Source organism: Spirosoma sp. SC4-14, from assembly GCF_037201965.1.
GTDB lineage: Bacteria > Bacteroidota > Bacteroidia > Cytophagales > Spirosomataceae > Spirosoma.
In genome coordinates this window covers 3,776,459-3,802,018 of the sequence record NZ_CP147518.1, presented here as the reverse complement: position 1 = coordinate 3,802,018, position 25,560 = coordinate 3,776,459, and the positions used below count along the sequence as shown (strand labels likewise).

The 25,560-nt window shown below is 46.6% G+C and carries 25 protein-coding genes and 2 tRNA genes; 12 read left to right on the top strand and 15 right to left on the bottom strand.

Annotated features, from left to right (window positions below; translation table 11 throughout):
- Positions 1–61 precede the first annotated feature (61 nt).
- A complete protein-coding gene (locus tag WBJ53_RS15555; protein WP_338877069.1) occupies positions 62–2,302 on the top strand; it encodes a gliding motility-associated C-terminal domain-containing protein in 2,241 nt (746 codons plus the stop codon).
- A gap of 92 nt (positions 2,303–2,394) precedes the next feature.
- Positions 2,395–3,204, top strand: coding sequence for an SDR family oxidoreductase (locus tag WBJ53_RS15550; RefSeq protein ID WP_338877068.1), 810 nt, complete (start codon positions 2,395–2,397; stop codon positions 3,202–3,204).
- Between the two features lie 31 nt (positions 3,205–3,235).
- Here WBJ53_RS15550 and WBJ53_RS15545 read toward each other — a convergent pair whose 3' ends face one another.
- The gene (locus WBJ53_RS15545; RefSeq protein ID WP_338877067.1) at positions 3,236–3,979 is read right to left on the bottom strand and encodes a hypothetical protein; all 744 of its coding nucleotides are present in this window, start codon (positions 3,977–3,979) and stop codon (positions 3,236–3,238) included.
- 56 nt (positions 3,980–4,035) lie between these two features.
- On the opposite strand from WBJ53_RS15545, the gene WBJ53_RS15540 reads away from it, so the two are divergent.
- Positions 4,036–4,111 (top strand) — tRNA-Lys (locus WBJ53_RS15540).
- A gap of 97 nt (positions 4,112–4,208) precedes the next feature.
- Here WBJ53_RS15540 and WBJ53_RS15535 read toward each other — a convergent pair.
- Positions 4,209–4,619 (bottom strand): DUF3127 domain-containing protein, encoded by a 411-nt coding sequence (locus WBJ53_RS15535; protein WP_338877066.1) that lies wholly within the window; start codon positions 4,617–4,619, stop codon positions 4,209–4,211.
- A gap of 149 nt (positions 4,620–4,768) precedes the next feature.
- On the opposite strand from WBJ53_RS15535, the gene WBJ53_RS15530 reads away from it, so the two are divergent.
- Positions 4,769–4,850: transfer RNA gene (locus WBJ53_RS15530), tRNA-Leu, on the top strand.
- A gap of 112 nt (positions 4,851–4,962) precedes the next feature.
- Here the strand turns inward: WBJ53_RS15530 and WBJ53_RS15525 are convergent.
- The 3 genes from WBJ53_RS15525 to WBJ53_RS15515 form a co-directional block, all read right to left on the bottom strand.
- Positions 4,963–5,442, bottom strand: a complete 480-nt coding sequence (locus tag WBJ53_RS15525; RefSeq protein ID WP_338877065.1) for a DUF1772 domain-containing protein — start codon at positions 5,440–5,442, stop codon at positions 4,963–4,965.
- Positions 5,443–5,818: 376 nt separating this feature from the next.
- Complete coding sequence (locus WBJ53_RS15520; protein WP_338877064.1) at positions 5,819–6,673, bottom strand: DUF2911 domain-containing protein; 855 nt, start codon at positions 6,671–6,673, stop codon at positions 5,819–5,821.
- A gap of 284 nt (positions 6,674–6,957) precedes the next feature.
- Positions 6,958–7,149 (bottom strand): cold-shock protein, encoded by a 192-nt coding sequence (locus WBJ53_RS15515; RefSeq protein ID WP_338877063.1) that lies wholly within the window; start codon positions 7,147–7,149, stop codon positions 6,958–6,960.
- A 314-nt stretch (positions 7,150–7,463) separates the two neighbouring features.
- Between WBJ53_RS15515 and WBJ53_RS15510 the strand changes: the two genes are divergently transcribed.
- The 6 genes from WBJ53_RS15510 (at position 7,464) to WBJ53_RS15485 (ending at position 12,852) form a co-directional block, all read left to right on the top strand.
- Complete coding sequence (locus tag WBJ53_RS15510; protein WP_338877062.1) at positions 7,464–7,799, top strand: hypothetical protein; 336 nt, start codon at positions 7,464–7,466, stop codon at positions 7,797–7,799.
- Between the two features lie 258 nt (positions 7,800–8,057).
- A complete protein-coding gene (locus WBJ53_RS15505; protein WP_338877061.1) occupies positions 8,058–8,237 on the top strand; it encodes a hypothetical protein in 180 nt (59 codons plus the stop codon).
- 300 nt (positions 8,238–8,537) lie between these two features.
- Positions 8,538–9,449 carry a hypothetical protein gene (locus tag WBJ53_RS15500; RefSeq protein ID WP_338877060.1) on the top strand — a complete coding sequence of 304 codons (912 nt, stop codon included), beginning with the start codon at positions 8,538–8,540 and terminating at the stop codon, positions 9,447–9,449.
- Positions 9,450–9,561: 112 nt separating this feature from the next.
- A complete protein-coding gene (locus WBJ53_RS15495) occupies positions 9,562–10,503 on the top strand; it encodes a universal stress protein (protein WP_338877059.1) in 942 nt (313 codons plus the stop codon).
- A 221-nt stretch (positions 10,504–10,724) separates the two neighbouring features.
- Complete coding sequence (locus WBJ53_RS15490; RefSeq protein ID WP_338877058.1) at positions 10,725–12,461, top strand: APC family permease; 1,737 nt, start codon at positions 10,725–10,727, stop codon at positions 12,459–12,461.
- Between the two features lie 28 nt (positions 12,462–12,489).
- The gene (locus tag WBJ53_RS15485) at positions 12,490–12,852 is read left to right on the top strand and encodes a hypothetical protein (protein WP_338877057.1); all 363 of its coding nucleotides are present in this window, start codon (positions 12,490–12,492) and stop codon (positions 12,850–12,852) included.
- Between the two features lie 40 nt (positions 12,853–12,892).
- Here the strand turns inward: WBJ53_RS15485 and WBJ53_RS15480 are convergent, their stop codons facing one another.
- From WBJ53_RS15480 to WBJ53_RS15445, 8 genes are all read right to left on the bottom strand, one after another.
- A complete protein-coding gene (locus WBJ53_RS15480) occupies positions 12,893–14,560 on the bottom strand; it encodes an ATP-binding protein (RefSeq protein ID WP_338877056.1) in 1,668 nt (555 codons plus the stop codon).
- Positions 14,544–15,575, bottom strand: coding sequence for a SpoIIE family protein phosphatase (locus tag WBJ53_RS15475; protein ID WP_338877055.1), 1,032 nt, complete (start codon positions 15,573–15,575; stop codon positions 14,544–14,546). The genes WBJ53_RS15480 and WBJ53_RS15475 overlap by 17 nt, the downstream gene beginning before the upstream one ends.
- The gene (locus WBJ53_RS15470) at positions 15,568–15,954 is read right to left on the bottom strand and encodes an anti-sigma regulatory factor (RefSeq protein ID WP_338877054.1); all 387 of its coding nucleotides are present in this window, start codon (positions 15,952–15,954) and stop codon (positions 15,568–15,570) included. The genes WBJ53_RS15475 and WBJ53_RS15470 overlap by 8 nt, the downstream gene beginning before the upstream one ends.
- Before the next feature lie 7 nt (positions 15,955–15,961).
- Positions 15,962–16,357: an STAS domain-containing protein gene (locus WBJ53_RS15465; protein WP_338877053.1), complete on the bottom strand. Its 396-nt coding sequence runs from the start codon at positions 16,355–16,357 to the stop codon at positions 15,962–15,964.
- Positions 16,358–16,360: 3 nt separating this feature from the next.
- The gene (locus WBJ53_RS15460) at positions 16,361–17,230 is read right to left on the bottom strand and encodes an STAS domain-containing protein (RefSeq protein ID WP_338877052.1); all 870 of its coding nucleotides are present in this window, start codon (positions 17,228–17,230) and stop codon (positions 16,361–16,363) included.
- Between the two features lie 242 nt (positions 17,231–17,472).
- On the bottom strand, positions 17,473–19,599 hold the full coding sequence (locus WBJ53_RS15455) for a xanthine dehydrogenase family protein molybdopterin-binding subunit (protein ID WP_338877051.1): 2,127 nt from the start codon (positions 19,597–19,599) through the stop codon (positions 17,473–17,475).
- Positions 19,600–19,616: 17 nt separating this feature from the next.
- Complete coding sequence (locus WBJ53_RS15450; protein ID WP_338877050.1) at positions 19,617–20,639, bottom strand: xanthine dehydrogenase family protein subunit M; 1,023 nt, start codon at positions 20,637–20,639, stop codon at positions 19,617–19,619.
- 19 nt (positions 20,640–20,658) lie between these two features.
- Entirely contained in the window at positions 20,659–21,450 is a 792-nt protein-coding gene (locus tag WBJ53_RS15445) for a 2Fe-2S iron-sulfur cluster-binding protein (protein WP_338877049.1), read from the bottom strand.
- Positions 21,451–21,630: 180 nt separating this feature from the next.
- Here WBJ53_RS15445 and WBJ53_RS15440 point away from each other — a divergent pair, with 180 nt between their 5' ends.
- Entirely contained in the window at positions 21,631–22,167 is a 537-nt protein-coding gene (locus WBJ53_RS15440; RefSeq protein WP_338877048.1) for an OmpA family protein, read from the top strand.
- 556 nt (positions 22,168–22,723) lie between these two features.
- Here WBJ53_RS15440 and WBJ53_RS15435 read toward each other — a convergent pair.
- Both WBJ53_RS15435 and WBJ53_RS15430 read right to left on the bottom strand, forming a co-directional pair.
- Positions 22,724–23,110: a hypothetical protein gene (locus WBJ53_RS15435; RefSeq protein WP_338877047.1), complete on the bottom strand. Its 387-nt coding sequence runs from the start codon at positions 23,108–23,110 to the stop codon at positions 22,724–22,726.
- 192 nt (positions 23,111–23,302) lie between these two features.
- Complete coding sequence (locus tag WBJ53_RS15430; RefSeq protein ID WP_338877046.1) at positions 23,303–23,659, bottom strand: nuclear transport factor 2 family protein; 357 nt, start codon at positions 23,657–23,659, stop codon at positions 23,303–23,305.
- Positions 23,660–24,108: 449 nt separating this feature from the next.
- On the opposite strand from WBJ53_RS15430, the gene hslU reads away from it, so the two are divergent.
- Positions 24,109–25,494, top strand: a complete 1,386-nt coding sequence (hslU, locus tag WBJ53_RS15425) for an ATP-dependent protease ATPase subunit HslU (protein ID WP_338877045.1) — start codon at positions 24,109–24,111, stop codon at positions 25,492–25,494.
- Positions 25,495–25,560 lie beyond the last annotated feature (66 nt).

Sequence of the window (25,560 nt, the reverse complement as noted above, 5' to 3'; positions counted from 1 at the left end):
AAAACCGCTAATTTAAGCAGTCGTTTCCGGACAGCAGTTATTTACCTAACCTAATCCTTATATGGTGAATTTGTACCGTAGTCGCTTGTGGACGATAGGCATAATCGGTTTTCTACTGATTATCAGTGGGGTTGTTCGCGCTACGCATATTGTTGGAGGTGAATTGGAGTTGCGCTACCTGGGGGCATCGAGCGCTTATTCTCACCGAATTAATTTAAATCTATACTTTGATGTGGTCAATGGCGACCCTGGAGCCGACGATGGCCGGGTGTCGGTAGGTATTTTTGCCAGGCGCAACAATCAGTTTATAGGCTACGTTCCGTTAAATCGAATTAGTAGTGAACCCGTTGTCTATACAAATACGGCCTGTCAAAAGGCGAATCTGCAAACCAGATTGATTCGCCATAGCATCGACCTCACCCTAGACCCTAATGTCTTCAACGACCCGGCGGGTTATTACCTATCGTGGGAACGTTGCTGCCGCAATGGTACAATTATCAATATACTGGCTCCTGGCGATGCGGGATCAACGTTTTATCTGGAGTTTCCCGCCATTAGTGCCACGCCAAATTCGTCACCCGTTTTCACAATACCTAAAGGCGATTACGCCTGCATCGGCCAGCCTTTCAGTCTGGACTTCAGCGCCAAAGACCCTGATAATGACAGCCTTACCTATACGCTCGTAACTCCCTACAATGGCTATAGCTCGAAAGCAACACCTAACCCTGGGGCTTTAAACCAGTTAAATAATCCAATCTTTTCACCGGGTCCCTACCCTACTGTCAGATGGATCAGTGGCATCTCCGAAGCCAACGAAATTCCCGGAACCAGAGCATTGGCCGTAAACGCCCGCACGGGCCTGCTCACCGTCACGCCTGATCAGGCAGGCTTATATGTATTTTCAGTTCAGGTCGACGAATACCGTAAAGGCGTACGCATCGGTCGGGTTCGGCGCGATTATCAGGTTCTGGTTGTCGACTGTATGAAAAACGATGCCCCGAAGCTATTGTTCAGGCCCGACGGCGACGCCACTTTCTATTCTCAGGGTGCGGTCATTACCATTGCCGAAAAAGACACCAACTGCCTGCAACTATATGTTACCGACCCTAACCCTAATCAACGCATTCGGATTGTCAACATGAGCGGGTCATTACCAGATCTGACATTAGCTCCCAGCGATCTGTTCACCCGTACGACTCACGATACTCTTCAGACAAAATTCTGTTTTGGCCGATGCGTAGGTGGCGATGGCAAACCATTTACCCTGATGATTCGCGCCGTAGACGATGGATGCCCACAGGGATTGAGCGACACCATTAGTATTCGGTTAAACATCATCCCGTCGGACAATAATAAGCCCGTTGCCAGCACTGACCTCACCAACAACAAGGCAACAGTGACGGTTGGCACTTCCCTCTCATTCACTGCCTTTGGCAATGATATCGACAACGACAACATAACCATTCAGGCCGTCGGTCGGGGGTTCACCCTGGCTCAGGCAGGCATGACCTTTGGCTCGGCAACCGGAGTTGGAAAAGTTGCTCAGCCATTTACCTGGAAACCAACCTGTACGGAAGCGATTCATGCCGACTATATCGTCGATTTTATTGTAACCGATACTCGCTGCAATCGCAACCTTCAGGACACCGTTACAGTCAATCTGACAGCCCTTGGACTACCGAGTCGCCCCCCAACAATACGCACAACGCTACAACAACAGGTCGTTGAATTACAACTGGGCTCTACCGATTCGTCGTCAATTGCCTTTACCGTCATTGGCGATGATCCCGACCGCGACACCATTCAGATGAAGGCAGTTGGCCGTGGTTTCGACTACAAAACCATAGGCATGAGTTTTACGGACAAAACCGGGCCTGTTGTTCTGGAGTCGCCATTTACCTGGCAACCAACCTGTGCTATTCTGGCTGGGCAGTCAGAGGCAACATTTGTGGTCGATTTTATTGCCGATGACCGGTCCTGTCAGCCCAATCATACCGATACGACCACGGTAACCTTTCACATTAAAGACCAGTCCGTTATTGCCGACATAAAAGTACCCAACGTATTTACGCCCAATGGCGATGGCTATAACGATTACTTCTCGGTAAAAGGCTTACCCGAAAATTCGTGTGCCGAGCAGTTTAATAAAGTTGAAATTACCAATCGATACGGGCGAACGGTATTCACCTCCAGCGATCCAAAGTTTATCTGGTATGGCACAGATGATCCGGTGGGTACGTATTATTATCTAATTCAAACGACAACCCGCACCCTGAAAGGAACGGTAACACTGCTAAGGTGAGATTTGGTTTATGGTTGCTCCGCTCAATCAGGTTCTAAAGAGGCAGCCCAACCACAAACCACAAACTTTTTTCTATCTTCGCAGCCACAATTATGAAGGACAAAGTAGTACTCATTACTGGCGCATCGTCGGGAATTGGCCGTGCTCTGGCATTTGCGTTTGGCCGCGAAGGAGCCAATATTGTCATCTGTGCCCGTAAGGCCGATGCACTTCAACAAGTTACATCAGAACTTCAGCAGGCTGGAATCACCGTTCTTTCTTTAACTGCCGATGTAAGCAACGAAACGGATGTAAAACAACTCATTGAGCAGACGATTGCCCGCTTTGGCAAGCTGGATATTCTTATCAACAATGCCGGAATCTCTATGCGTTCAATGCTGATCGACACCGATCCGGCCGTTATCCAGAAAGTGATGGATATCAATTTTATGGGAACGGTGTATGCAACCCGCTATGCGCTTCCCTATATTCAGCAAACAAAGGGCTCCATTGTCGGCATTTCGTCCATAGCAGGCTATCGTGGCTTACCCGTTCGGAGTGGTTATTCGGCCTCAAAATTTGCCATGAATGGCTTTCTGGAAGCCGTCCGCACCGAGTTATTACACAGTGGTGTTCATGTTTTAACAGCCTGCCCAGGTTTTACTACGTCAAATATCCGCGTATCGGCGCTCGATGCTCACGGCAATGCCAAAGGCGAAACCATGCGGGATGAAGATAAAATGATGAGTGCCGAAGACTGTGCCGATCACATCCTGCGCGCAGTTAAATCCCGCAAACGCGAACTTATTCTAACAACACAGGGTAAGCTTACCGTTTTTGTCAATAAATGGCTTCCTGCTTTGGCCGATAAACTTGTCTTCAACACACTCGCCAAAGAAAAAGACTCGCCATTGAAGAAATGATTGAATTGTTGAATTTTTACAATTCAATCATTTATATAACCCACACGTTATCGCGACGGACGTAATAGAGTTCGTTATGCCAGAAAACGTGCAGGTAAATATCATGGCTACCAATGATGTTTACCTTATGCCCACGCCCTATAACTTCAGCCACGGGTGCGGCCGCCGATGGATCAGTCCGAAGCAGTACCCGATCCTGACTGGTAATTCCGGATTTAACACGTTCGGGCAGATTGACAAAGAGCAGTAATCCAATCAAATAGATTAACAATACCCATTTCTGGCGGAGCGGAATAGTTTCTTTGCGTGCCAGCTTTATGGCAAGCACGCCAAAAGCATAGCCTGCCGGGAAAAGCAGGAAAAGCAGGAAGTACACGCCATATTTTTTGTAGAACAAATAAAAGTAATTGAGGTCGTCGGTTTCGTACCCATTCAGATTATTAGCGCGGGCAATATCGTTCATCCGCCGAAGTACGGCATCATCGGGATGCCGATCGAAATAAATTTGCAGGTAATATAATTGCCGGGGCACATTATTCTCCTGTTCGTAGGCACTTGCCAGTTTCAATAACATGGCATCAGTTGCCAATCGTCCCTGCGTTAGCGCCGTTTCATAAAGTCGGGCAGCATTGATCTGATCCCCAGCGGCAAACAGCGAATCGGCATGCCGTATAGGGTCTATTGTGGCCGCCAGCAACAGTGGCGACCCTGCCAAAAAACAAAAAAATAGGCTTATTTTAAGGACAAAGGCTTGCATTGATCGAAATAAGGCCATAGTTTTGCACCGCGTTTAAGGGATACGGCATTTATTCACGAACGCATCACGAATACGATTCGGTAGCTCAGCTGGTAGAGCAATACACTTTTAATGTATGGGTCCTGGGTTCGAATCCCAGCCGAATCACCAGAAACATAGCTGGATTTTTTTCTGGCTGTCATACAACAAAAAAGGAAGTAGAGACAAAAGCTCTACTTCCTTTTTTGTTGTATGACAGCCAGAAACGTCAAAATGGCAGGTCGTTACTTTCTTCATCAAACGATGTGTTGAATGGCGTAGCCACGGGTTGGCTTTGCGCAGCAGGGCGTGGTTGCTGGGCTGGAGCGGGGCGTGCAGGTGCAGCATAGCCGCTATCAGCCCCATCGGCCAGTTCGAGCCGAAATGCTCTAAGTTCAGTATACCAACGCTCGTTATATTCCCGCGACTCGACACTAAAGGTAGCCTTCAGGGTATCCCCTTCAGCAAACTGTTTTAAATCAGCGGCTTTGTCACCCCAGACAGTCATGCATACCTTTTTAGGATACTGACTATCTAGTGTTTCAATGACAAATTCCTGTTTATTCCATGCCCCATTGCGCCCCTGACCGGTTACTTCGGGCATTACTTTTATAAGCTTTCCTATTAATTCCAGCGCCATCCTTATTGAACTTTACATGTTATTGGAGGACTAAAATTACAAAATTCCAGCCACTTTTGCAGGAAGTCGCATCAAAATGTAAAAAGAAAAACAAGTCTGTTTGCATGAAGAAATTCAAACATCTATATTTGCACCCGCAAACAGCAATAGGCCACGTGGTGAAACTGGTAGACACGCCATCTTGAGGGGGTGGTGCTGCAAGGCATGGGAGTTCGAGTCTCCCCGTGGTCACTCAAAAAAACGCTCAAATCAGCACGATTTGGGCATTTTTTGTTTTTGCAGGAGTCTTAATGCAAAAATGACTGCACAACCGCCTTTTATCGTTTTGCAAGAGCCGCATGGCCTATGCTATAAAAGTGAATGCCACCAAAGCGGCCGCAAAAGATAGTAAGGTGCATATATTTCGGACATAATTAAGCCCAATCCAAAGAGCCACTAAACGGTTTACCCGCTCGGAAGCTAGCTGATCGGACATCTGCAATTTGATTGCGGTGGGAATAAAGAATGAAAACGTACCAATCCGCTCGATCAGGGTTATCGATGCGGCAACAAGCCACCACTCATAACCTGGTAGCTTCAACTGCCAGGCCAGCGCCAGGTTGGCCATCGTAAGGAGCGTTAAAGGGCCCGTGGTGACATATGCCCAAAATTTTCGCCCAGCGTTCACTTCATCCATGGCCCGAGAATTGACCACATACCCAACTTTAGCTGATTTATGAAACCATAGAGGCATAATCATTTTTGCCTCATACAACCCTGCACCTAATGCGATGCCTAAGTTTAGAATAAATAACGATAGAACAACCAGAGCAAACACATTCATACGATTAGAGATCAGATTAACCAGTTTGTAGTGGTGCATGTAGCTACAGCATTGTAATCTTACTCATTTATACGGCTTCGTGCTGGAACAAGAGAGTGAAGTAAGGAAATTGAGGGATAAACAGGGGTCATTGGCTGATCAATTGCTTTACGTAAAAGCAACGTTTCAGGAAATAACTCTCTTCTTGTGGCGGTTAGCTATTGACGGCCGGGAGCGGTGAAGCATGAATTGAAAATAAGGAACTCGCTATAACAGGTAAAGTGTCGTTTTAAACAAAAACGCAGACCAGTTGTCTGGCACTGCGTTTTTGAGGAATAAGTCCACGACGTTTGCCGCCAATGAACTCTTTAATCAGTTGGTGGAATTGGTCGCAAAATTATTTTTTTGCACTGGCGATCAAATCATTGGCCATTTTCACGTAGTCTGCATTTTTGGCAGTAGTAGCCAGTTCTACTGTTTTCTGGGCACTGGCAATGGCACTTTGCTTATCTTTAAGTTTCAGCTCTATTCTGGCTTTCAATAACATAATCCAAAAAGCATTCGGATTTTGTTCAACCGCTTTGCTAGCCCAGCTCAGCGCCTGTGGCAAATCCCGGTTTGTATCGTAATAATAACTGGCGGCTTCAAAATAGGCTGGTTTATCGGACGCCATTGATGCCTTAATGTTCTGGGAAATAATTGGATCGATATTAACCGTTAAGGGCACAGCGATGCGGGTTTTATCCCACATGATTTCCAATGTTGCCGAACCAGGCAGAATATCAGCAATGTTGATTGTAAATGTTTCTACTTTATAGGGCAGGGTCGTTGGTTTTACCTCAACCCGCGCTACTTCATTTTCTAGTTTATAATCGGCAACATTGGCTCCCAAATTCAACTCTTTAGACAGCATCACCTGCCAGCTTGTTTTACCCGGAATCGTAAATAAGCCGTAGGTTCCGGCCTTTACTTCCTTTCCGGCCACGTTTACATCGTCGGAAAACGTAATTTTAGTTGTTGCATTAGCGCCCGTGCGCCACACTTTGCCAAACGGAACCAGATCGCCAAAGATCACTCGTCCTTTCGCGGCTGGTCTTGAATAGTCGATCGTTATATCGCCTAACCCAAAACTTTGTTTGGTGCTTTGAAAGGGACTAGCGGCTGGTATTTTTAACTGTGCGGTAGCGGTTGTGATGGAGCAGACGGTCAATAGGATGGCTACAGAACTAAGTAAAAGTTGATTCCTCTTCATAATAAATAACAAAACATGTTTTTTCCGCAAGGTACAATTTCGGCCAGTTAATGTCCACTCCCAACCTACAGCTAATCGTAATGGAGCTGAACGGCAGTCGTATGTTTTGTTCGCCATTGGTTGGGTTTTGAACCAACCGATGAAGGCGACAAACGATTTTAGCTGATGGGTTAAAGCACTGATTGCCCTTTGGCCCCCACACACCGTCGATCACTAAAGGCTTTATACCAAAGAAGCACGCCTGAAAGGCGTGCTTCTTTTACCTGGTTCATTATATCGGTCAATTAAGCTTGCTCGACATCCACTGCGTTCAAGCCTTTCTTTCCCTGCTCGACATTGAATTTCACCTTGTCATTCTCCCGTATCTGATCAATCAGACCCGACATGTGTACGAATATATCGGCACCGCCGTTACTAGGACTAATGAAACCAAACCCTTTGGTTTCATTGAAAAATTTTACAGTTCCTTCTTGCATTTTGTTTTTCTTTGCAACGAAGTACGCCCTAATAAATGGCAATTCCTAGTTTGTTCTATTTATTTTTCTTAGTAGTTAATTGATTGTCAATTATTCACGATAACGATTCCCTCCCTAACGACCACTTTTTTCGCCCTTGAAAAAGCAGTATAGCCTTTCTAAAAGGCTATCAGGCAGTGAGCTGGCTTCAATACTGCATTAGGTTGGTTCCTGTTTTCTGTAGCGATTGCCGTTATTGGGCAAATCCTTATCAACCCATGCAGCTTTTCGCTTCTGTAGTGCATCATTTAGGTAACTGACAACGAACTGCCTTAATGAACATACGCGACAGATTTGAGAAAGACCCCATCGAGCTCTTGTTGGGAATGAGTGGCGCCGTCCAGTATCTAAACCATTCCCAAAAAGACGAAGTGACCTATTGGGTTTGGGTAAAAACAAAAACGGGCACAAAACAGATTATGGTCCCAATTGACGCTGTTCGTTCGATTCAATCGAAAAAACCTGACCCAGCCGTTATTCTGTCAATTAAAAATCAGCTTGCTGAGCAATTGCCGGGAGAAGTCATTCAGGTTCATAATCTGGCAGAAGAGTCTAAACCTCCTCTCATTCGGTTTAAAGATCAGTTGTTGCGAATTCTGGGCTTTCGGTAAGCCTGCAAGTCAGGTACCGTAAACCGATCCCGGCAAATTCATATACTTTTTAGAATTCTGACCAATATGCTTTTCGGTGTTTACGGGATCGGCAACTTGTGAACCGTATCGTTACGGCATCGCTTTCGGCTGACGGCAATTAATTTTCTGCTATGTAAGTCGTTCTACTTGGAGCATCCCCACACTCTGCTTATATTGCTTAAAATATTTCGCTCTTCAACGAAGAGCACCCTCGCTTACCTCTAGCTACCCATAGTAATGAAAAAAGAATTCTGGCAGGATCGGGCTAACCAAATGGAACTGGAACAAAATCGGATCATCGATCAAATTGAGCGTATCGAAGCCGGAAAGAAAAAGATCATCATTCGCCCCCATCTGCGATTCCTGAACCGGGTAATGGATCGGCTGGAAGAAGCCAAGGGCAATTGCCAGCCATAAGCAAACCAAAATCAGAAAATTACGCCGATTTCTTCCCAATACATTACAGGCCCACTGAACAACCAGGGCCGTTAACTCCTTACTGAATAATCGTTTTATGGCTGTTTCCTATGGGAACACCGTTTCGCTTTTGCCTTAAAGCCAGCCCAGGCTCTTCTTTCTGACTCGTTTCTTGCCGAAGAAACGAGTTAAATCATCTCCTTACTAAGCAATTTCTAAGCAATTCTTAAGCTGTCTTTAAGGGCAGATGGGTATATTATTGGCATACAAATTTATATTCTATCCAAAAATTATACAGCTATGAATTATAAACAAACCAATACGGCTACCATCTGGCTGGCCGTTTTATCGCTGCTTTTACTGGGCAGCAGCCTATATTACTGGAACAAAACCAGCAACTTAACAAAAGAGAAATACAGAACAGAACTTCGGGCCGATTCACTCTTCTCGGTAAAGCTTACTCTTGAACGGGATATTCAACAAATCAGCAACGATCTGAACGCTCAACTGACCGATGCAGCTGTCCGCAACGATAAGCTGGAAGCACAGATGGAGTCGGTTCAAAACAGACTCCAGGCCAAAAACAAACTGCTCAGCAGCTTACGTCGGCAAACCATAGCCGACAATTCACGGCTACAGCAGCAGCTAACTCAACTAGAAGACGTACGGAATAATTTACAGTCTGAACTAGTACAACTAAAGGCCCAGAACCAACAGGTACTCGCTGACAATACGGGCCTGAAACATACGATGGCTTCATTAGCGGACAAAACCAACGTACTCAATACCGAACTGATGGCCACAAAAGCACTGGTGACCGTCGATAATTTCCGGGTCGACATTCGGAAACCAAACTCGAAGCTGACCGCAAAAGCCAGAAAGGCCAAACAGCTTCAGATTTCGTTCAAGTTGCCTTCTACCTGGAAAACAGAAGGTGTTGAACCTATTTATGTCAGTATCACTGACCTTAAAAATAACCCTGTCGATGGAGCGCTACATACAGAAACCATCCATGTTAGTAATTCTGCGCTTCAGATTCCGGTACATGCGGTTAAAACGGTTGATTTCTCAACTAATCCGCAAACCGTTACCATTGATTACGAACCTATGCATACGGTAGCTGCGGGCGTCTATAAAGTTAAACTGTATACCAAAAACAACTACCTGGGAGCAACAGAATTTGGCTTGAGAAATAGTTTCTGGTTTTTCTAAATCACTCACTCGAGCGCTCTCGCTCCTAACCCAATTGAAACCTATACAATACGAACGGGACTGCTATACCAAATGTAGCAGCCCCATTATCATTCCCTAAACACATATACCTATGGAAACTATAACTATAAATCGAATTCTGGTTCCTATCGATCTGGACCAGCCCTCACCAGATATTATGAATCTGGTTATTGCAATGAGCCAGCGACACAAAGCCGAAATCAGGCTGCTGTATGTTCTTAGCCCTGAATACTATACGTTCGCTGCCATTGATAGTCTGGCGGTATCTATGCCGCACGAAGAAGTTCTTGAAGCCGAGACCCAGCGGCTACACCAATGGGCCGATAAAATGCTTAGCGATCACTCGGTGGCTTACTCTGCCGAATGTCGGATCGGTCCAACAGTTGACCGGATTGCTGAATCTGCTACCGAATTCAGAGCTGATCTGATTATAATGGGCACCCATGGTTCCACAGGCCTGCTCCAGTATGTGATGGGGTCCGAAGCCTATCATGTTATCAATCGGGCTCCGTGCCCCGTACTGACCGTACCCGAACAGGCCAACGTGCGTGAATTCAGGGAAATACTATTCCCAATCCGTCCCGTGCCAGGCAATATGGCAAAGTATGAGTTTACCCGAACTATTGCCCGTAAAAATAACGCCCATCTTACCATTTTGGGGTTAGCCAATAATCTGGAGGCCGATGCGGGTAAAGCTATCAATATCAATATGGCACTACTGAGTAAGCATATTTTAGACGATGCTCTTGAAGCCGATTCACTACTATCGCATACGAATTCGGCTGTACATACAGTACTTCAACAGGCAGAGGAACAAAATGCGGATCTTATCATTATAACGGCCGACCATGCCAGCAATATTCGGCATCTGTTTGTAGGGCCTTTTTTTAAACAGATTATCAGTCAGGCAAAACGTCCGGTGTTGTGCATCAAGCCACAAAAATCAACCCCTATGCGGGCACACCCGGCAAAAGGTAAGTCTATACCTTTGTTTCCGATGCTAAATCAATCTGGTTTTCCGCTAGCCAGTTGAGTCTACTTACATCTTTCATACATTGAACATACATAAATCGTCCGCAACGACGACCCTCCCAATAGCCTGGATGTTTCCGGTTTCGGGAGGGCCGTTGTTGCGAATGCTGCCCAGACGGTAGCAGATGGTGTTTCAATGGAGTCTACCTCCGACATTATTAAATAACCACCAGAATGCTTAGTATTGCTTTAAAGAAAGGATTTCTAAGCTAGTTCTGTTTGATGGAAAACCATACCAAATTAAGCGAGTTACCGGCATCGGCCATTTGCGGTAACGACATTAGTTCTTCCTGTCTCTATGTTTCATCGCTCAGTATTTTATATGCAGGACAGTTTGCCTGGATTTCATTGCTGCTGGTAGGGGGTACGTTATTTTTGTTTCGCAAAATCTACGGCGAAGTTGTTGGCGCTTTACCTCTGAACGGTGGCGCTTACAATGTGCTTCTCAACTCGACCAACAAGTCAATGGCATCGCTGGCCGCCTGCCTGACTATTCTGTCCTACGTAGCTACCAGTGTAATTTCGGCCAACGAAGCCATTCATTACGCGACCTCGTTCAGCCCCGGCTTACCCATCATACTAGGCACCATTGGACTTTTGTTTCTTTTCTTTCTGCTGAACCTGCTCGGGCTAAAAGAATCGTCAAAAGCAGCCGTTGTTATTTTTATTCTGCATCTGGCCACATTGGTCATTTTATGCCTAACCTGTGGCTGGTATGTACTCACCAACGGGCTGAGCCAGTTTTCCCTCAATTTTGCAACAAAGTCTGAACATAGTCTTTCGTTTCAATTATTTGCTGGTTTTTCGGCGGCCATGCTGGGTATTTCCGGATTCGAAAGCTCGGCCAATTACGTTGAAGAACAGGCTCGGGGTGTTTTTCCAAAAACCCTCCGGAATATGTGGATTATTGTTACGGTATTTAATCCACTTATTGCCCTTCTGGCCCTGTGCCTGATTCCGGTAAATGATGTTCAGAATCATCAGGAATCCTTATTGGCCTTTATGGGCCAACAGGCAGGTGGTCACTGGCTTTCGTGGCTTGTTTCGCTGGATGCAGTGCTGGTCTTGAGCGGTGCGGTGCTCACCTCCTTTGTTGGTGTAAGCGGCCTTATAAAACGGATGACCCTCGACCGTATCTTTCCGCAGTTTCTGCTGAAAGAAAATGGCCGACAGGCCCCCTATTATATTCTGCTGGTATTTTTTGGACTTTGCGTATCGGTTTTGCTCAGCACGGGTGGAGCACTTCAGGCATTAGCAGGGGTCTATACCATTTCCTTTCTGTCGGTAATGGGGTTGTTTGGTATTGGCAATCTGTTGCTCAAACTTCGGCGAAAACGCCTGCCCCGGCCCGAAATTGCACCCGTTAGCTCAGTTCTGCTAGCCCTGATAGCCGTTGGAACAGCCTTAGCCGGTAACATTATGCTTAATCCGCACTATGTGCTGGTATTTTTTGAATATTTCATTCCTACGTTTATGCTGGCGCTGATGATGATGGACCGTACGTTGCTATTACGGGGCGCCTTATCGGTTATTCTTTACTTTTTTAAACCACTCAAACAGGGAATTGAACGGTTCACGAGCTGGACAAACCGAACGATTAAGAAAATTAATGATCAGGAGTTTGTCTTCTTCTCGAAAGGCGACGATATCGCATCGCTCAACCGGGTGATGATCTACATTCAGGAAAACGAAGAAACAAATCGACTGCTGATCGTAACGGTTGAAAATGACCATTTTAAAGCTCCCGAAAATTTACACCGGGATATTGAAACGCTCGATCGGGCTTATCCCGACATCGATATTACGTACAAGAAAATTGAAGGTCATTTTGGGCCGGAGCTCATCAGTGAGCTGTCGGCCCAATGGCAGATCCCGACCAATTTTATGTTTATCGGCTCGCCCGGTCAGCGGTTTCAGTATCGAGTTGAACAACTCTGTGGTGTTCGGCTCATTATTTAATCAGTATTCAATCTAAACAACAATAAACATGAACAAACAAACGTATTTCCCCGAAGTAATTAACTGGGCCCAGGAACATGGTTTTGATGAAATTCGGGCTAACTTACCCGATAACAATACGTATGAAACTCCCATCCGCTACGAACGGGTACAGGACGATGTGGCCTTCACGCCCGATGTAACGGGCAAATCGTTCAGTAATAAATCGTATTTTGAGGTTATCCTGAAGACCGATAAGATCCAGCGCCTACTCTCGAAACTTAAGCTTATCAGTCTCCTGGCAAGCCGCCAGAAGGGCAAACTCTATCTGATGGTACCCAAAGGTCATTTCCAGTTTGCCCGCAATATGTGTCGGACGCATCGGCTACGCGCAGAATTGGTGAAGTTATGAACTTAATTTGCCAGTATGAATGATATGCTAATGCCCGATTTTAGGCTGGCAGGTAAACGCTGAAAGTAGCTCCCTGATTGGGTTGACTCGTGGCCGTAATGACACCGCCATGGTTATTCACTACTTTTTCACATATCGCTAGTCCTACTCCGGTACCACTATACTCCCTTGACGAATGCAGTCGTTGAAACACCTGAAAAATCCGGTCAAGGTATTTCTCATCAAAACCAATTCCGTTATCGGCTACATCGATCCGATAAAACTGCTCGGCCGAAGACGTATGTTTGAGCGAATTGGGTAGGTCGATAGCCTTTACCAGCTCCGATTTAACCGTGATTTGCGGAATGGTTTGAGGTTGGTGAAACTTAATGGCATTACTCAGCAGGTTCTGAAATAGTTGCCCTATCTGAGAGGCATCTGCCACCACAACAGGCAACGGATTTAGTTGAATTTGGGCACCCGTTTCCTGAATAGGTATCAACAGATTATCAAGAGCAAGCGAAACAACCTGGCTTAACGAAATAGGTAAGGCAACTTCCCGGCGAGTCGACAGTCGGGAAAAAATCAGCAAATCTTTTATTAATGTCGACATGCGGCCTGCCGCAGCCTGCATTCGTTCCAGATAGGTTAAATCTTCTGAAGGTAAATTTGCATTTCGTGTTTTGAGCAGGTCGCCAAACTGCTGGATTTTTCGCAATGGCTCCTGAAGGTCGTGGCTGGCAATGTAGGCAAACTGACTTAGCTTATTATTACTTTCATTGAGCTGATCAATTGTTACCTTAAGTTCCTGCTGCGAATGCTCGAGTTCTTGCTTTGCCTGCGCTAATTCCTTGTTTTCCCGAAGCGTTTGCCCAACAATTTTTTGAGCATGAATATTCACGCCAAAGCCTGTCCAGAGCGTAACCTTCTCCGATTCGCCCTTCACGGGCTGTGCAGAAATCAGATGCCACATATAGGTTTGTGAACCAGCTTCTTTAAGCCGACATTCCCACCGAAAAGCCTGACTATGAACCGTTTGCTGATTCCACATTTCCCAAAAAACGATAAAATCGTCGGGATGTAGCACGGGCGCCCATTTGGTTTGGTTAAGCGTCTGGAGCGAACACCCCGTAAACTGACTTACCCAATCGTTGCCATACAGTATTTGCCCCGCCTGATTAATGGTAAAAATCATCAGCGGCAACGAATTCGTTACCCGTTTGTAGTGCTCTTCACTGGCTTGCAGGCGTAGGGCCAACTGCTGCAACTGATCATTCTTTTGCTTAATCTCATCGTAGGCCGAAACAGGCAGATCAGCTCTAAACTGAGCACGCCAGTCGGCAAACCGATCAGGTTTAATTCGGCGGGATACCGGCAAACTATAATACAGGTTAATTAAACTTGATTTACCCGTATTGGTAATTTCTAGTTTATCCACCAGACGCTGTGCATACATCAATCCCTGGTGGAGCGGATTTGTAATCGATAAATTTTTATCTTCAATTATCGCTATCAGCGAACCACCGCGAGCCAGACGGTCGGCCCCCAACGATAGCACCGGGCTACCGCCATGCTCCATGGCATAGCGGGCTACTTCGGAAACGGCAGTAGCAAAGGTAGTTTGAGCAGCCAGCGATAAGCCAGCCAGCTCCGATAGTTTCATGGCTCGTTTATGGGCCAGAATCAAATCCATCTCATTATCGAGCCCAACTTTAACTAGTTCTTCCATGATCTGCCTTCACTCTGCCAATAAAAATAGAGGTGTCGTCGGTTTGCCGGGCGAAATCCTTATAGATTGCAGCCGCCAGAATGCTTAAATCGTACCGGTGTATCAACGTATATTTTGTAATATCCCACCTTGACTGAAGTCCGTCGGACCCCATCATCAGCAACTGCCCCTGTTCAAATGGCAAGGCATGATCATTCATGGAATTGGGAAGATTCATACCAATGATACCATTGTAAGACAAAAAATTTTTTGTCCTGAGCGAACCACTGATCCGCGTTGAAATATTACCGACACCGCACCAGTTCCACTGCTTATTTTGTGTATCATACACAACAACGGCACCAACCAGTCCACGGGTTTTAGTTACCGAGCGGTGTAACTGCCGAACAATGGCTACCGGTTGATGTTCGGCACAGAGTCGAAATGCATTGATGGCGGTTTGAACCGCTAAATTTGCTTCGGGTCCATGCCCCAAACCGTCGCCCAGAAACAATTTTATATGGCTGGCCGTCAGTTTTACATAACAACCGTCTCCGCTTACGGTTTCACCAGGCTTAGCTACTACAACAGATCGGTACTCGAAACTCTCGGGCCGGGCCATTACAAGTGGCTTTTTATAAATTCGTGCCAACAAAATTGTTCCCCATCCTTTCTGCGAGTAGAGCTGGGTAAAATCCGCCAGTCGATTTATCGATCCTAGTCCGTGGCCAAGTGTTCCGGTGGTTGATACGCCATCCTGTATCATTCTGACGGGCTCTGCCATACCTGGGCCATTATCAATACTTATTAGTTCGAGGCCAGCGTTATCGGACGTCAGAAAATGCCGCACCAAAATTTCCCCTCCGCCCGCGTGCTTAATTAAATTTGACCCCATTTCAGCAACGATCAAATCGATGGCACTCAAGCGTTGCGGGGCAAAGCCTACCTGTAAGGCAAGTTGACTGATTCCTTTTTTCAGATAGGCCAGAAAGCTCCGATCGGTAACCAGAAAACGTACATGTGGAGCGTTATCCATTTTTCCATTTTAATACAGTAACGGTTGTACCCTCGCCTGGTTCACTTTTTATATCGAATTCATTGACCAGCCGACGAGCACCGGGCAGGCCCAGCCCCAGACTTTTACCAGTTGAGTAACCATCCTGCATGGCCAGACTAATATCGGCAATCCCCGGTCCTTTATCTGTAAATGTAAGCCGGATACCTGTTTCCCGGCCCTTACTTATAATTTCCATTCTGACTTCGCCATGCCCCGCATACCGGAGCATGTTTCGCACTAATTCACTGGCAGCCGTAATGAGCTTGGTTTGATTGACCAGGCCCATTCCTATTTTAATGGCCAGTTCTTTAACCCGGTTTCGAAAAGGAACTACATCCTGTTCGCGGGTAATTGCCATGCTGTCCTTACTCAGAGTTATCATCCTCGTCGGCCATTAAGTCCATTGGCCCCAACTTTGTCTCTAGCAAAGCCATGCCCCGTTCAACATCCAGCGCCGTATGAACTCCAGTTAAGGACAAGCCTAGTTCAATCAGCGTGATGGCAACGGCGGGCTGCATCCCAACAACCACTGTTTCTGCATCCAGTATCCGGGTCATGCTTGCAATGTTGCCCAGAATTCGTCCCATAAATGAATCGACGATCGAAACGGCCGAAATATCAATCAGTACACCCCGCGCTCCTGTTTTATGAACCATACTGACAAGGTCTGTTTCCAGATTTAAGGCCAGTCGGTCGTATAAATCAATCTGAATGGTAACCAGAAGAAATTGACCCATTCGCAGGATAGGTATCTTATCCATACATTAAAAAGCCTTCTTTTCGACTACATCAATTCGTTTTACAACCAGTTTATTCATACTAAAGGCATGCTTCAAGGCACTGGCCAGCGACGCTTTTGTAATGATATTCGACAGATCGATACCCAGATGTACTACCGTCTGAGCAATTTCGGGCCGAATGCCGCTAATGATACAATCGGCCCCCATGAGCCGGGTAGCACTAACGGTCTTAATGAGGTGCTGCGCTACCAGCGAGTCGACAGCCGGAACGCCCGATATATCCAGAATGGCAATTGAACTACCTGTATCCACAATCCGCTGAAGCAGACTTTCCATTACTACCTGCGTACGGGCGCTATCGAGTGTGCCAATAATTGGCAATGCCAGAATGCCATCCCAAACCTGAATAACCGGGGTCGAAATGTCGGCTATTTCTTCCGTCTGGCGATAAATAACTTCTTCCCGGCCTTTGATAAAAGTTTCCAGCGTAACAACACCAAAGCTGTCGAGCAAACGACTCACTTTCAATACTTCCGTGTATAGCGTAGCCGGGGCATCAACTAACTGCTTCTGAAGCAACTCAAAAATGGCTTCTTTTAAACTAAAAATATACAATCCTGTTTCACGGGGCGAGAAACCCTGACGAGCCCTGGAGATGGAAATTGTTGCCAGCAACTCAAATACCTCGTCAAAATCAGCAGAGTCAATCTGATTGATATTTTCTTCAGTTAGCGTCTTAGCTAACATATCTATTAATTCTTCCGATTGGGTGCGCAAGTCATCGTTTGTCATCAAATCTTCCCGCAATTCTTCATTTGCCAGTTGTTTTTGAATCCAGGTGTCCAGTACTTGGGCTTTGTGTCTCTTTAATAATTGAATAATGCCAGTTGCCATTGTAACGATTTGAGTAAAGCAGTTTTTAGCTGAGGCAAGCTAGACAAAAAATTAACTCATATTATACTTTTTCAAATATATAGGCTATTTTTTTTGGATTAAATAACCAAAAGTAGCTAAAATAGGCAAATAAAACATATAAATATAAACCAAATAGGTAACATATCGACAAAAACTTATATAAATGGGTGCCTCTGAACTACGAATAGCTCCGCTACTATCTGCCGGGTAAGTATATACGTCTACAAAAGTTTATCAGGTGTTATGGGCAATTCCCGTATTCGTTTGCCAGTTGCGTTAAAAACGGCATTGGCAATGGCAGCGGCAACCCCAACTATACCTACTTCGCCAATCCCTTTCACCCCCAATCGATTAACAGCCTGATCGTTTTCCCGAATAAAAATGACCTCCATCGACCGGATATCCAGATTGGAGGGAACATGGTAATCGGCCAGCGATCGGGTTACAAAATTGCCCCAGCGTGGATCGAGAATCGACTCTTCGGTTAGGGCCATGCCAATGCCCCAGATGTTTCCGCCAATGATTTGCGAACGCGCTGTTTTAGGGTTTAGAATTGTTCCTCCCCCCGTTACGGCCAGAAACCGGTTGACCCGAACCATGCCCGTAGCCTTATGCACGGCCACTTCGGCAAAGTTGGCATTAAAGCTATGACACGAGTATTGGTCTGCCGTTTCGGGTGGCTTTGCCTCTATTCTGGTCTGAAAATCGGTAATTTTTTCGGCTCGCATCAACTGCGATGCCGTTGGGCGGGCAAAAAATTGCTTACCCGATCGGGCGATGAGCTCATCCGTAATTTTCTGGCAGGCATCGTTCACGGCATTGGCATAACTGGCAGCTCCTACCGACCCCACCGATCCTGCTGCCGGGGGTAGATCCGAATCACCAATTTTTACCGTTATGCTCTGTAGTGGCAGGTCCAGTGCATCGGCAGCCGTTTGCGCCAGTATGGTATGCGTACCGGTCCCTAAATCGGCTGCAGCCAGCTCAACGGCAGCCGAAATCTCACTACCCGACCGTTTTAGCCGGATAATAGCCGAACTGGGCCGCTGATGGGCTGGATAGGTACCGCAGGCTACGCCATAGCCAATCCAGTATTCGCCCTGCTGATTCTGCCGGGGTTCAGCCATTCGTTTTTCCCAGCCAAAAGCGTTGGCTCCTTCCTGCAGGCATTGCACCGTGGTTCGCGACGACCATGGCTTATTATTGGATGGATCACGTTCGGGCTCATTTTTGAGCCGAAAATCAATTGGGTCCATTTTGAGCTTATAAGCCAGTTCATCCATAGCCGACTCAAGCGCAAAACTTCCCGTCGATTTGCCCGGACCGCGCGTGTAGGTTGGTAGTATCACATGCATAGGCACAACGCGATAGGTGATGAGCGAGTTGGGCACATCGTACATGATCTTCGAGCAATCGCCACAGGGTTCTATAAATTCATTGTCGATAGCACTATGGGTCGTAATCTCATGGGCCAGCGCCGTCAGTTTCCCATCCTTCGTAGCCGCCAGACTCACCTTCTGAATATTCCGTTGCCGCAGGCCCACCGAATTGACCATCTGCTGTCGGGCAAGAGCTAATTTTACGGGTCGGCCGACCTGTTTGGCCGCCACCGCTGTCAGCACCAGATTGGCCCACTGCCCTCCTTTAGACCCAAACCCCCCACCAATAAACGGTGAGATGATGCGCACATTTTCTGGCTTGAGATAAAGCGTTGCAGCCGCTGCACTTTGCGCTCCATTCACAATCTGAGCACTATTGTAGAGCGTCACCCAATCGCCATTCCATTCGGCAATGGTGGCATGGGGTTCCATGGGCTGATGGTGTTCTATCGGTGTTCCATAAATTTCTTCTATTTTGAGGGTTGCCTTGCTCAGTTCGGCTTGGGCATCTCCCCGTATGTCGTCGGCTTTGTCTTTATCTTTTGGCCGGACGGCTCCGGAAGCCAGCTTTTCGAAATCGACTTTAGGTTCTTTTTTTTCATACTTAACCCGGATAAGATGCGACGCATACCTGGCCTGCTCGAATGTTTCGGCCACAACCAGGCCAATATGCTGCCCATAAAACTCAATTTCGGGGCTTTGCAGCAAAGCTCCTCCGCGAATACCACCATGTACATTGAGTTTCGGAGCATTTTTATGGGTAATGATGGCCAGCACACCAGGGGCTTTTTCGGCATCGGAAGTATCGATGTTCTGAATGGTGCCGGCCGCAATCGTACTTTTGAAAATAACGGCATACGCCAGATTTCTGACGGGGTAATCCATTGAATAGGTGGCCTTTCCCGTTACTTTGGCGATTCCGTCGATACGACTGACGGGTGTGCCCGTTAGTTTGTTTTTATCTGCCATGATTCTGTCGACTTTACTTATACCCTACCCCCATTCAGAGCCATTTGCAAGGCCAGCACAATGCTTCTTCGACCTAGTTCTACTTTAAACCGATTGTATTCCAGCGGCTTCGCATCAGCCATTTCGGCATCGGCAGCCTGTCTGAAATTAGCTTCGGTAGCTTCTTTTCCTACCAGAAACTGTTCGGCTTTCAAGGCTCGCCAGGGTTTGTGGGCCACACCACCCATGGCAACTCTGACCTTTGCAATCCGGTTAGTGGCTCCGTTGGTCTGTTCTGTTTCAAGGGCCGCGGCAACCGACACGAGCGCAAATGCATAGGAAGCCCGATCGCGCACTTTGAGGTAATACGATTTCCCGGCAAACGCATTTCGGGGGAGTATAATAGCCGTAATTAGTTCGCCATGCGCCAGATTGGTATCCTTTTCGGGCTCCTCGCCCGGCAGCCGATGAAAATCGACAATCGGAATGCTTCGCTCCTGTCCTGTGACATCTCTCACCAGCACCACAGCATCCAATGCCGCCAGTGCCACAGCCATATCTGAAGGGTATACAGCAACGCATTTGTCGGACCATCCGAATATGGCGTGCATCCGATTGATCCCCTCCCGTGCGCCACAACCCGTTCCGGGTTCGCGTTTATTGCAGGGCATGGCTACCTCATAAAAATAGGGGCAGCGTGTCCGTTGCAACAGGTTGCCACCATTTGTAGCCATATTGCGAATCTGTCCGGAAGCTCCAGCCAGAATTGCCTGTGTTAACAGCGGATAGTGCCGACGAATGAGTGAGTGATTGGCAGCGTCCGTATTTTTCCCAAGGCTTCCCAACGATATCCCTCCTTCATTTACTCCGGATGCAATGGTTTTAATTTCTGTTAACCCTACCCCGTTAATATCGATCAGCGCATTGGGTCGTTCTACGTCTTCCTTCATCAGGTCCAGCAGGTTAGTTCCCCCAGCGAGGAATTTTGCGTTCGGATTTGCGCTCAGAAGGGTCACTGCCGAAGCGAGGTCTTTAGGCCGGGCAAATGAAAAGGGTCTCATAGAATAGATAGCTTAAAAATTAAGCAGAAAACCGCCAGACCTGCTCTACTGGCTTTCCGCTGTGAACCTCCTGAATAGCAGCAACAATATTCGGATAGGCCCCGCAGCGGCATATATTCCCCGACATTCGCTCACGAATTTCTTCATCCGACAGGCGAATAGCCGCCGGTTTCTGGCGAATATTTTCTGTTACGTAACTAGCTTCCCCCTTCCGGGCCTCATCCATCAGTGCAACAGCCGAACAGATCTGTCCGGGCGTACAGAATCCGCACTGAAAGCCGTCATGTTTTAAAAAAGCTGCCTGCATGGGATGCAGTTGCCCATCCGGTTTTGCAAGTCCTTCAATGGTCTGCACCTGTTTGCCTTCGCAGGTGGCTGCCAGCGTAAGGCAGGATAAAACCCGCCTACCGTCAACAATGACCGTACAAGCCCCACATTGCCCGTGGTCGCACCCTTTTTTAGAGCCTGTCAGTTCCAATCGCTCTCGCAACGTATCCAGCAGAGTCATTCGGGAGTCGACGGCCAGCGTTCGGGTTTTGCCATTAACATCAAATGATAGAGTAACGGCATTCTCGATACTAGTCGGGGGTAATTCAGTAGGAGATGATACACTAAGTGGCCTGGCTATCAATTGCTCGGCAACCGCCGACTGTGCCGCCAGGATGCCACCACCTGCCAGGGTAATCAGCTTTAAAAAATGTCGCCTATTAACGCCGGTATCGAGTATTTCGCTCAGATCTTCGGGCATCAGGTCCTCAAACAGTTTCTTTTCGTCGTCTGTTAGTTGAGGCACTTCGTTGTCGTCCTTCATACAGCACGTCGGGGAATACAGATTTAACAGGATACGAATCGGGCTAAGGGCGTATCAATAAAAAGTAACCGTGTCCGCTCACCTATTGTTGTAAATATTGAGCAAAACAGTAAAAACGGAACTTGCCGTTATATTGTTTTTTAGGGGTGTTTGACATCTTCTAAAAAGCTACAGTGACGCATGCATTTTTTTAAAGACCGTTTCCTGCCGACTATGGTATTGAATCGATGGCTAATGAGCACTTATTGCCCTCCTTACTGGAGCATTTTCGGCTGGTTACTGACCTTCGCTATCTATACGAACGCCCTGGCTCAAACCAGGTATAGCGCATCGACTCCAACATCCTCCGAGGTGGCTAAACCCACCACACTGGAACTTCCCTTAAGCATTACCATCCTGTATTTTGACCAAAGCAGTTACCATTTGCGACCGGGAGTCCGTCAAACGCTGGACTCGATGGCTCAGTACTTAATAAGGAACGTTACTATGCTCGCTACCATTACGGCTTATACGGATAATATTGGCGAACGTGAATTGAATAGGAAGTTAGCCATACAGCGAGCTCAGGTGGTTAAAACCTATCTCATACAACAGGGAGTCGATGCCAATCAGCTTCTGGCGATTGGGGAAGGGCCAGATACAAAAGCAGCAAATGAGGAGCCGGGCACCATAAAAACAATTAGCAGGCGCGTTGTTGTGCAACTCTCTCCCCGTTAAGGTCGATTGCCCAGGGCATATTCAGGACCTTATTTTTTACGACCAGCCATAGTTATCTGCGACATCGGAAGCGCCAGAAACAGACTAGCGAATTCATTTTCAAGAACTTATATTAATATATAAATTATAATCAATAGTATACAATTATTTCTTTTTTAAAAAATAGGTAACGTCAGGTTATTTCTTCGTCTAAATAGTACTCCCGCAATTTAAAAATGGATTATGAGTTACAAAACATTTGTTATCCTGCCTCAAACAATTGATTGTTGCCACTGGGATTCGGAGTCAAACTCCTTAATAGCCAGTGGACAGCGAACAATTTATAAAATCATTGATCCTGTAACTGAGGTTGTTTATGGTCTTAAACGTACACTGGCAATGGCAAAACAGGCTATTGACACAAACGGGCAGCGTTGGCATATGATCCGAGGATAGGGCATTGTTCTATAGCCAATAAAAAAATCCTAATCGAAGCGATTAGGATTTTTTTATTGTGCTAATCCAGTTGTTTGTTTTGAGACTTACAAATGATCTGACTCTGCACCCTCAGCCGCATCTATTCCATGGCAATAACTCGGTTGGCTCGCTTAACGGGCTTCGTTGTCAGATTCAATTCCTTACGAATACTACCCTCTTTTGAGGCCACCTCTAGTTCATATTTTCCATCGGCCAGTTCATCAACATTCAGTTTTACGGCATACTTTTCGGTTTTCCGATCAATACTTTGCCGGTAAATCACCTGATTATCTGAGCTTTTCAATAAAATAACCACCGGTGTTTCGGCTTTTTTGTTGACGGCAACCCGAATCTGATTATTAATTGTCACATAAGCACTTGCATCAAAGGAAAGTCCTTTGGGCATCGTTGGGTTAACTGGATTTCCCAGAGTAGCCGAGCTCAACAGAGCAGCAATCGTCAATTTGTTCATTAGCGGTAGTAACATGGCTGTATTTGTGTTTAGTGTTCTTTGAATTTGTGTTGTTAATCTGTTCACACTAGTAAAGCCAAAGGTTGTGCCAACTTAACAAACTGACTGATTATCAATAAATTAATCAAAAAACAGCAAGCTCAATATGTCCGTAACTGGACAGGCGTGGTTCACTTACGGACAAAAGCAGGAAGCAAAACAGGCGCCCTACCCTGCCAGTATCTCCATCTGGCAGATCAGGCCATTTTCAATTGTGTATCGGTGCCGAATACGCTCATCACCAAGTTTATTGCCCGACAAATCGAAAATAAGTTGATGAACTTCGACCACCACTCGCCCCTGCTCATCGGTATGGAACTGGCATGGCTCTACCCGTGGATTCACTACCTGCCACTGTCGTGTCCAGTAGTCTTTCACGGCCTGGTGGCCCACCACTCGCCCACCCTCCCAGCCATTTGGCCAGTCAACATCGGGATGCATTGTTTCCAGCACGGCATCAATACTGCGTGCATTAAAAGCAGCATAAGCCGCTATCAGTAGAGTTCGGGATTCGAATGAAGGCATCTTTTTATCTTTTTTTCCTGAATAAAAATCCGACGAATCCAATTTGCAGCTAATCAGTATCAATTGAGAAATTATCAGAATTACTTGATTTTCAACCAATAAACCTATCTAAATTTGTAGCTTAGCTTTTCTAATTTGAGGTTTGTCTGTTTATTTCGTCCAGTGCCCTACTGCCATGAACGTTATAGAAATTGTTTTTATCTGGCTTCTACTTACTGGCCAAACGAGTGTCATGCCTGTTACTTTTCGAGTGGATAAAACAGTTACCGATGTCCAGTTAGAGAACATAGTGTGCTGCTCATCACACCCAACGGCCGTAAAATTGCCGATGCAGGCTACGAAGACCAAATCTGACTGTAACCCCTCATTTTTTCGCTACCAATAGCACATTTTTCTATTTCCTGTGTTTCTTTGACACAGAGAGTACCCAATGTATTCCGTTTTGTTAAATGACCCAATCACTCAAAGACCTTACCCCTCGGCAAATTGTGACCGAGTTAGATCAGTACATTATTGGCCAGCATGATGCCAAGCGTAATGTCGCCATTGCCCTTCGTAACCGCTGGCGCCGGATGAATAGTTCGGCCGATATGCAATCAGAAATTACTCCTAATAATATCCTGATGATTGGTGCTACAGGCGTCGGTAAAACCGAAATTGCCCGTCGGCTGGCCAAAATTGCCGATGCGCCCTTCATTAAAGTTGAGGCCTCGAAATTTACGGAAGTCGGGTATGTTGGCCGCGATGTCGAAAGCATGGTGCGCGATCTGGTCGAACAGTCGGTCAACATGGTGCGTGCTGCCAAAAAAGAATCGGTTCAGGTGAAAGCGCAGCAACTGGTAGAAGACGCCATTCTCGATATTCTGATTCCGCCCGTAAAACCGGCCAACAGCCAGCTTGGCTTCGACAACGAACGAAAAAATGACCCGGACGCCGAACTAAACGAACGAACCCGAGAGCGCTTCCGCGAGAAAATCCGCTCCGGCGAAATGGACGACCGGAAAATTGAAATCGATGTACAACAAAGTCAGGCTCCGAATATTGGTATCATGGGCGGCTCGGTCGACGATCTGTCGATGATGAATATTCAGGAAATGATTGGGGGTATGTTGCCCAAGCGCGGTAAGAAACGGAAAGTAAGCATTGCTGAAGCTCGTAAAATTCTGCTGGAAGAAGAAGCGGCTAAACTGATCGATATGGATGAAGTAAAGGACGAAGCCATCCGCAAAGCCGAAGATGCCGGTATCATTTTTATCGATGAAATCGACAAAGTAGCCTCGTCACGGTCGGGCAACGGGGGTGGTCCCGATGTTAGTCGGGAAGGTGTTCAACGCGATCTGCTCCCTATTGTAGAAGGCAGCGCCGTTAATACCAAACATGGCGTTATTCATACCGACCACATCCTGTTTATTGCCGCCGGGGCTTTCCATGTCTCCAAACCCAGCGATCTGATTCCTGAATTGCAGGGTCGTTTCCCGATTCGGGTTGAGTTGCAAAGCCTGTCGGAAGACGATTTTTACCAGATTCTGAAAGAGCCTAAAAACGCCCTGACGAAACAGTATGTTGCGATGCTGGCAGCCGAAGGCGTAGAATTGAGTTTTCAGGATGATGCCCTCCGCGAATTGGCCCGTATTGCCTTTGAGGTAAACGAAGAGGTCGAAAATATCGGTGCGCGTCGGCTCCAGACTGTGTTAAGTCATCTGATGAACGACTTTATGTTCGATATTCCTGATGTGATCAGCCCCAATGAGCATGTTGTTGTCACGAAGGAACTGGTTTCTAACAAATTAAACGGCCTGGTCAAAAACCGGGATTTAAGTCAGTTCATTCTGTAATCTCGGCATAGCCTAGGCGAAAGCCCGCATAGCTGAAGGAAAATCGTTAATTAATTTTTATCCTTC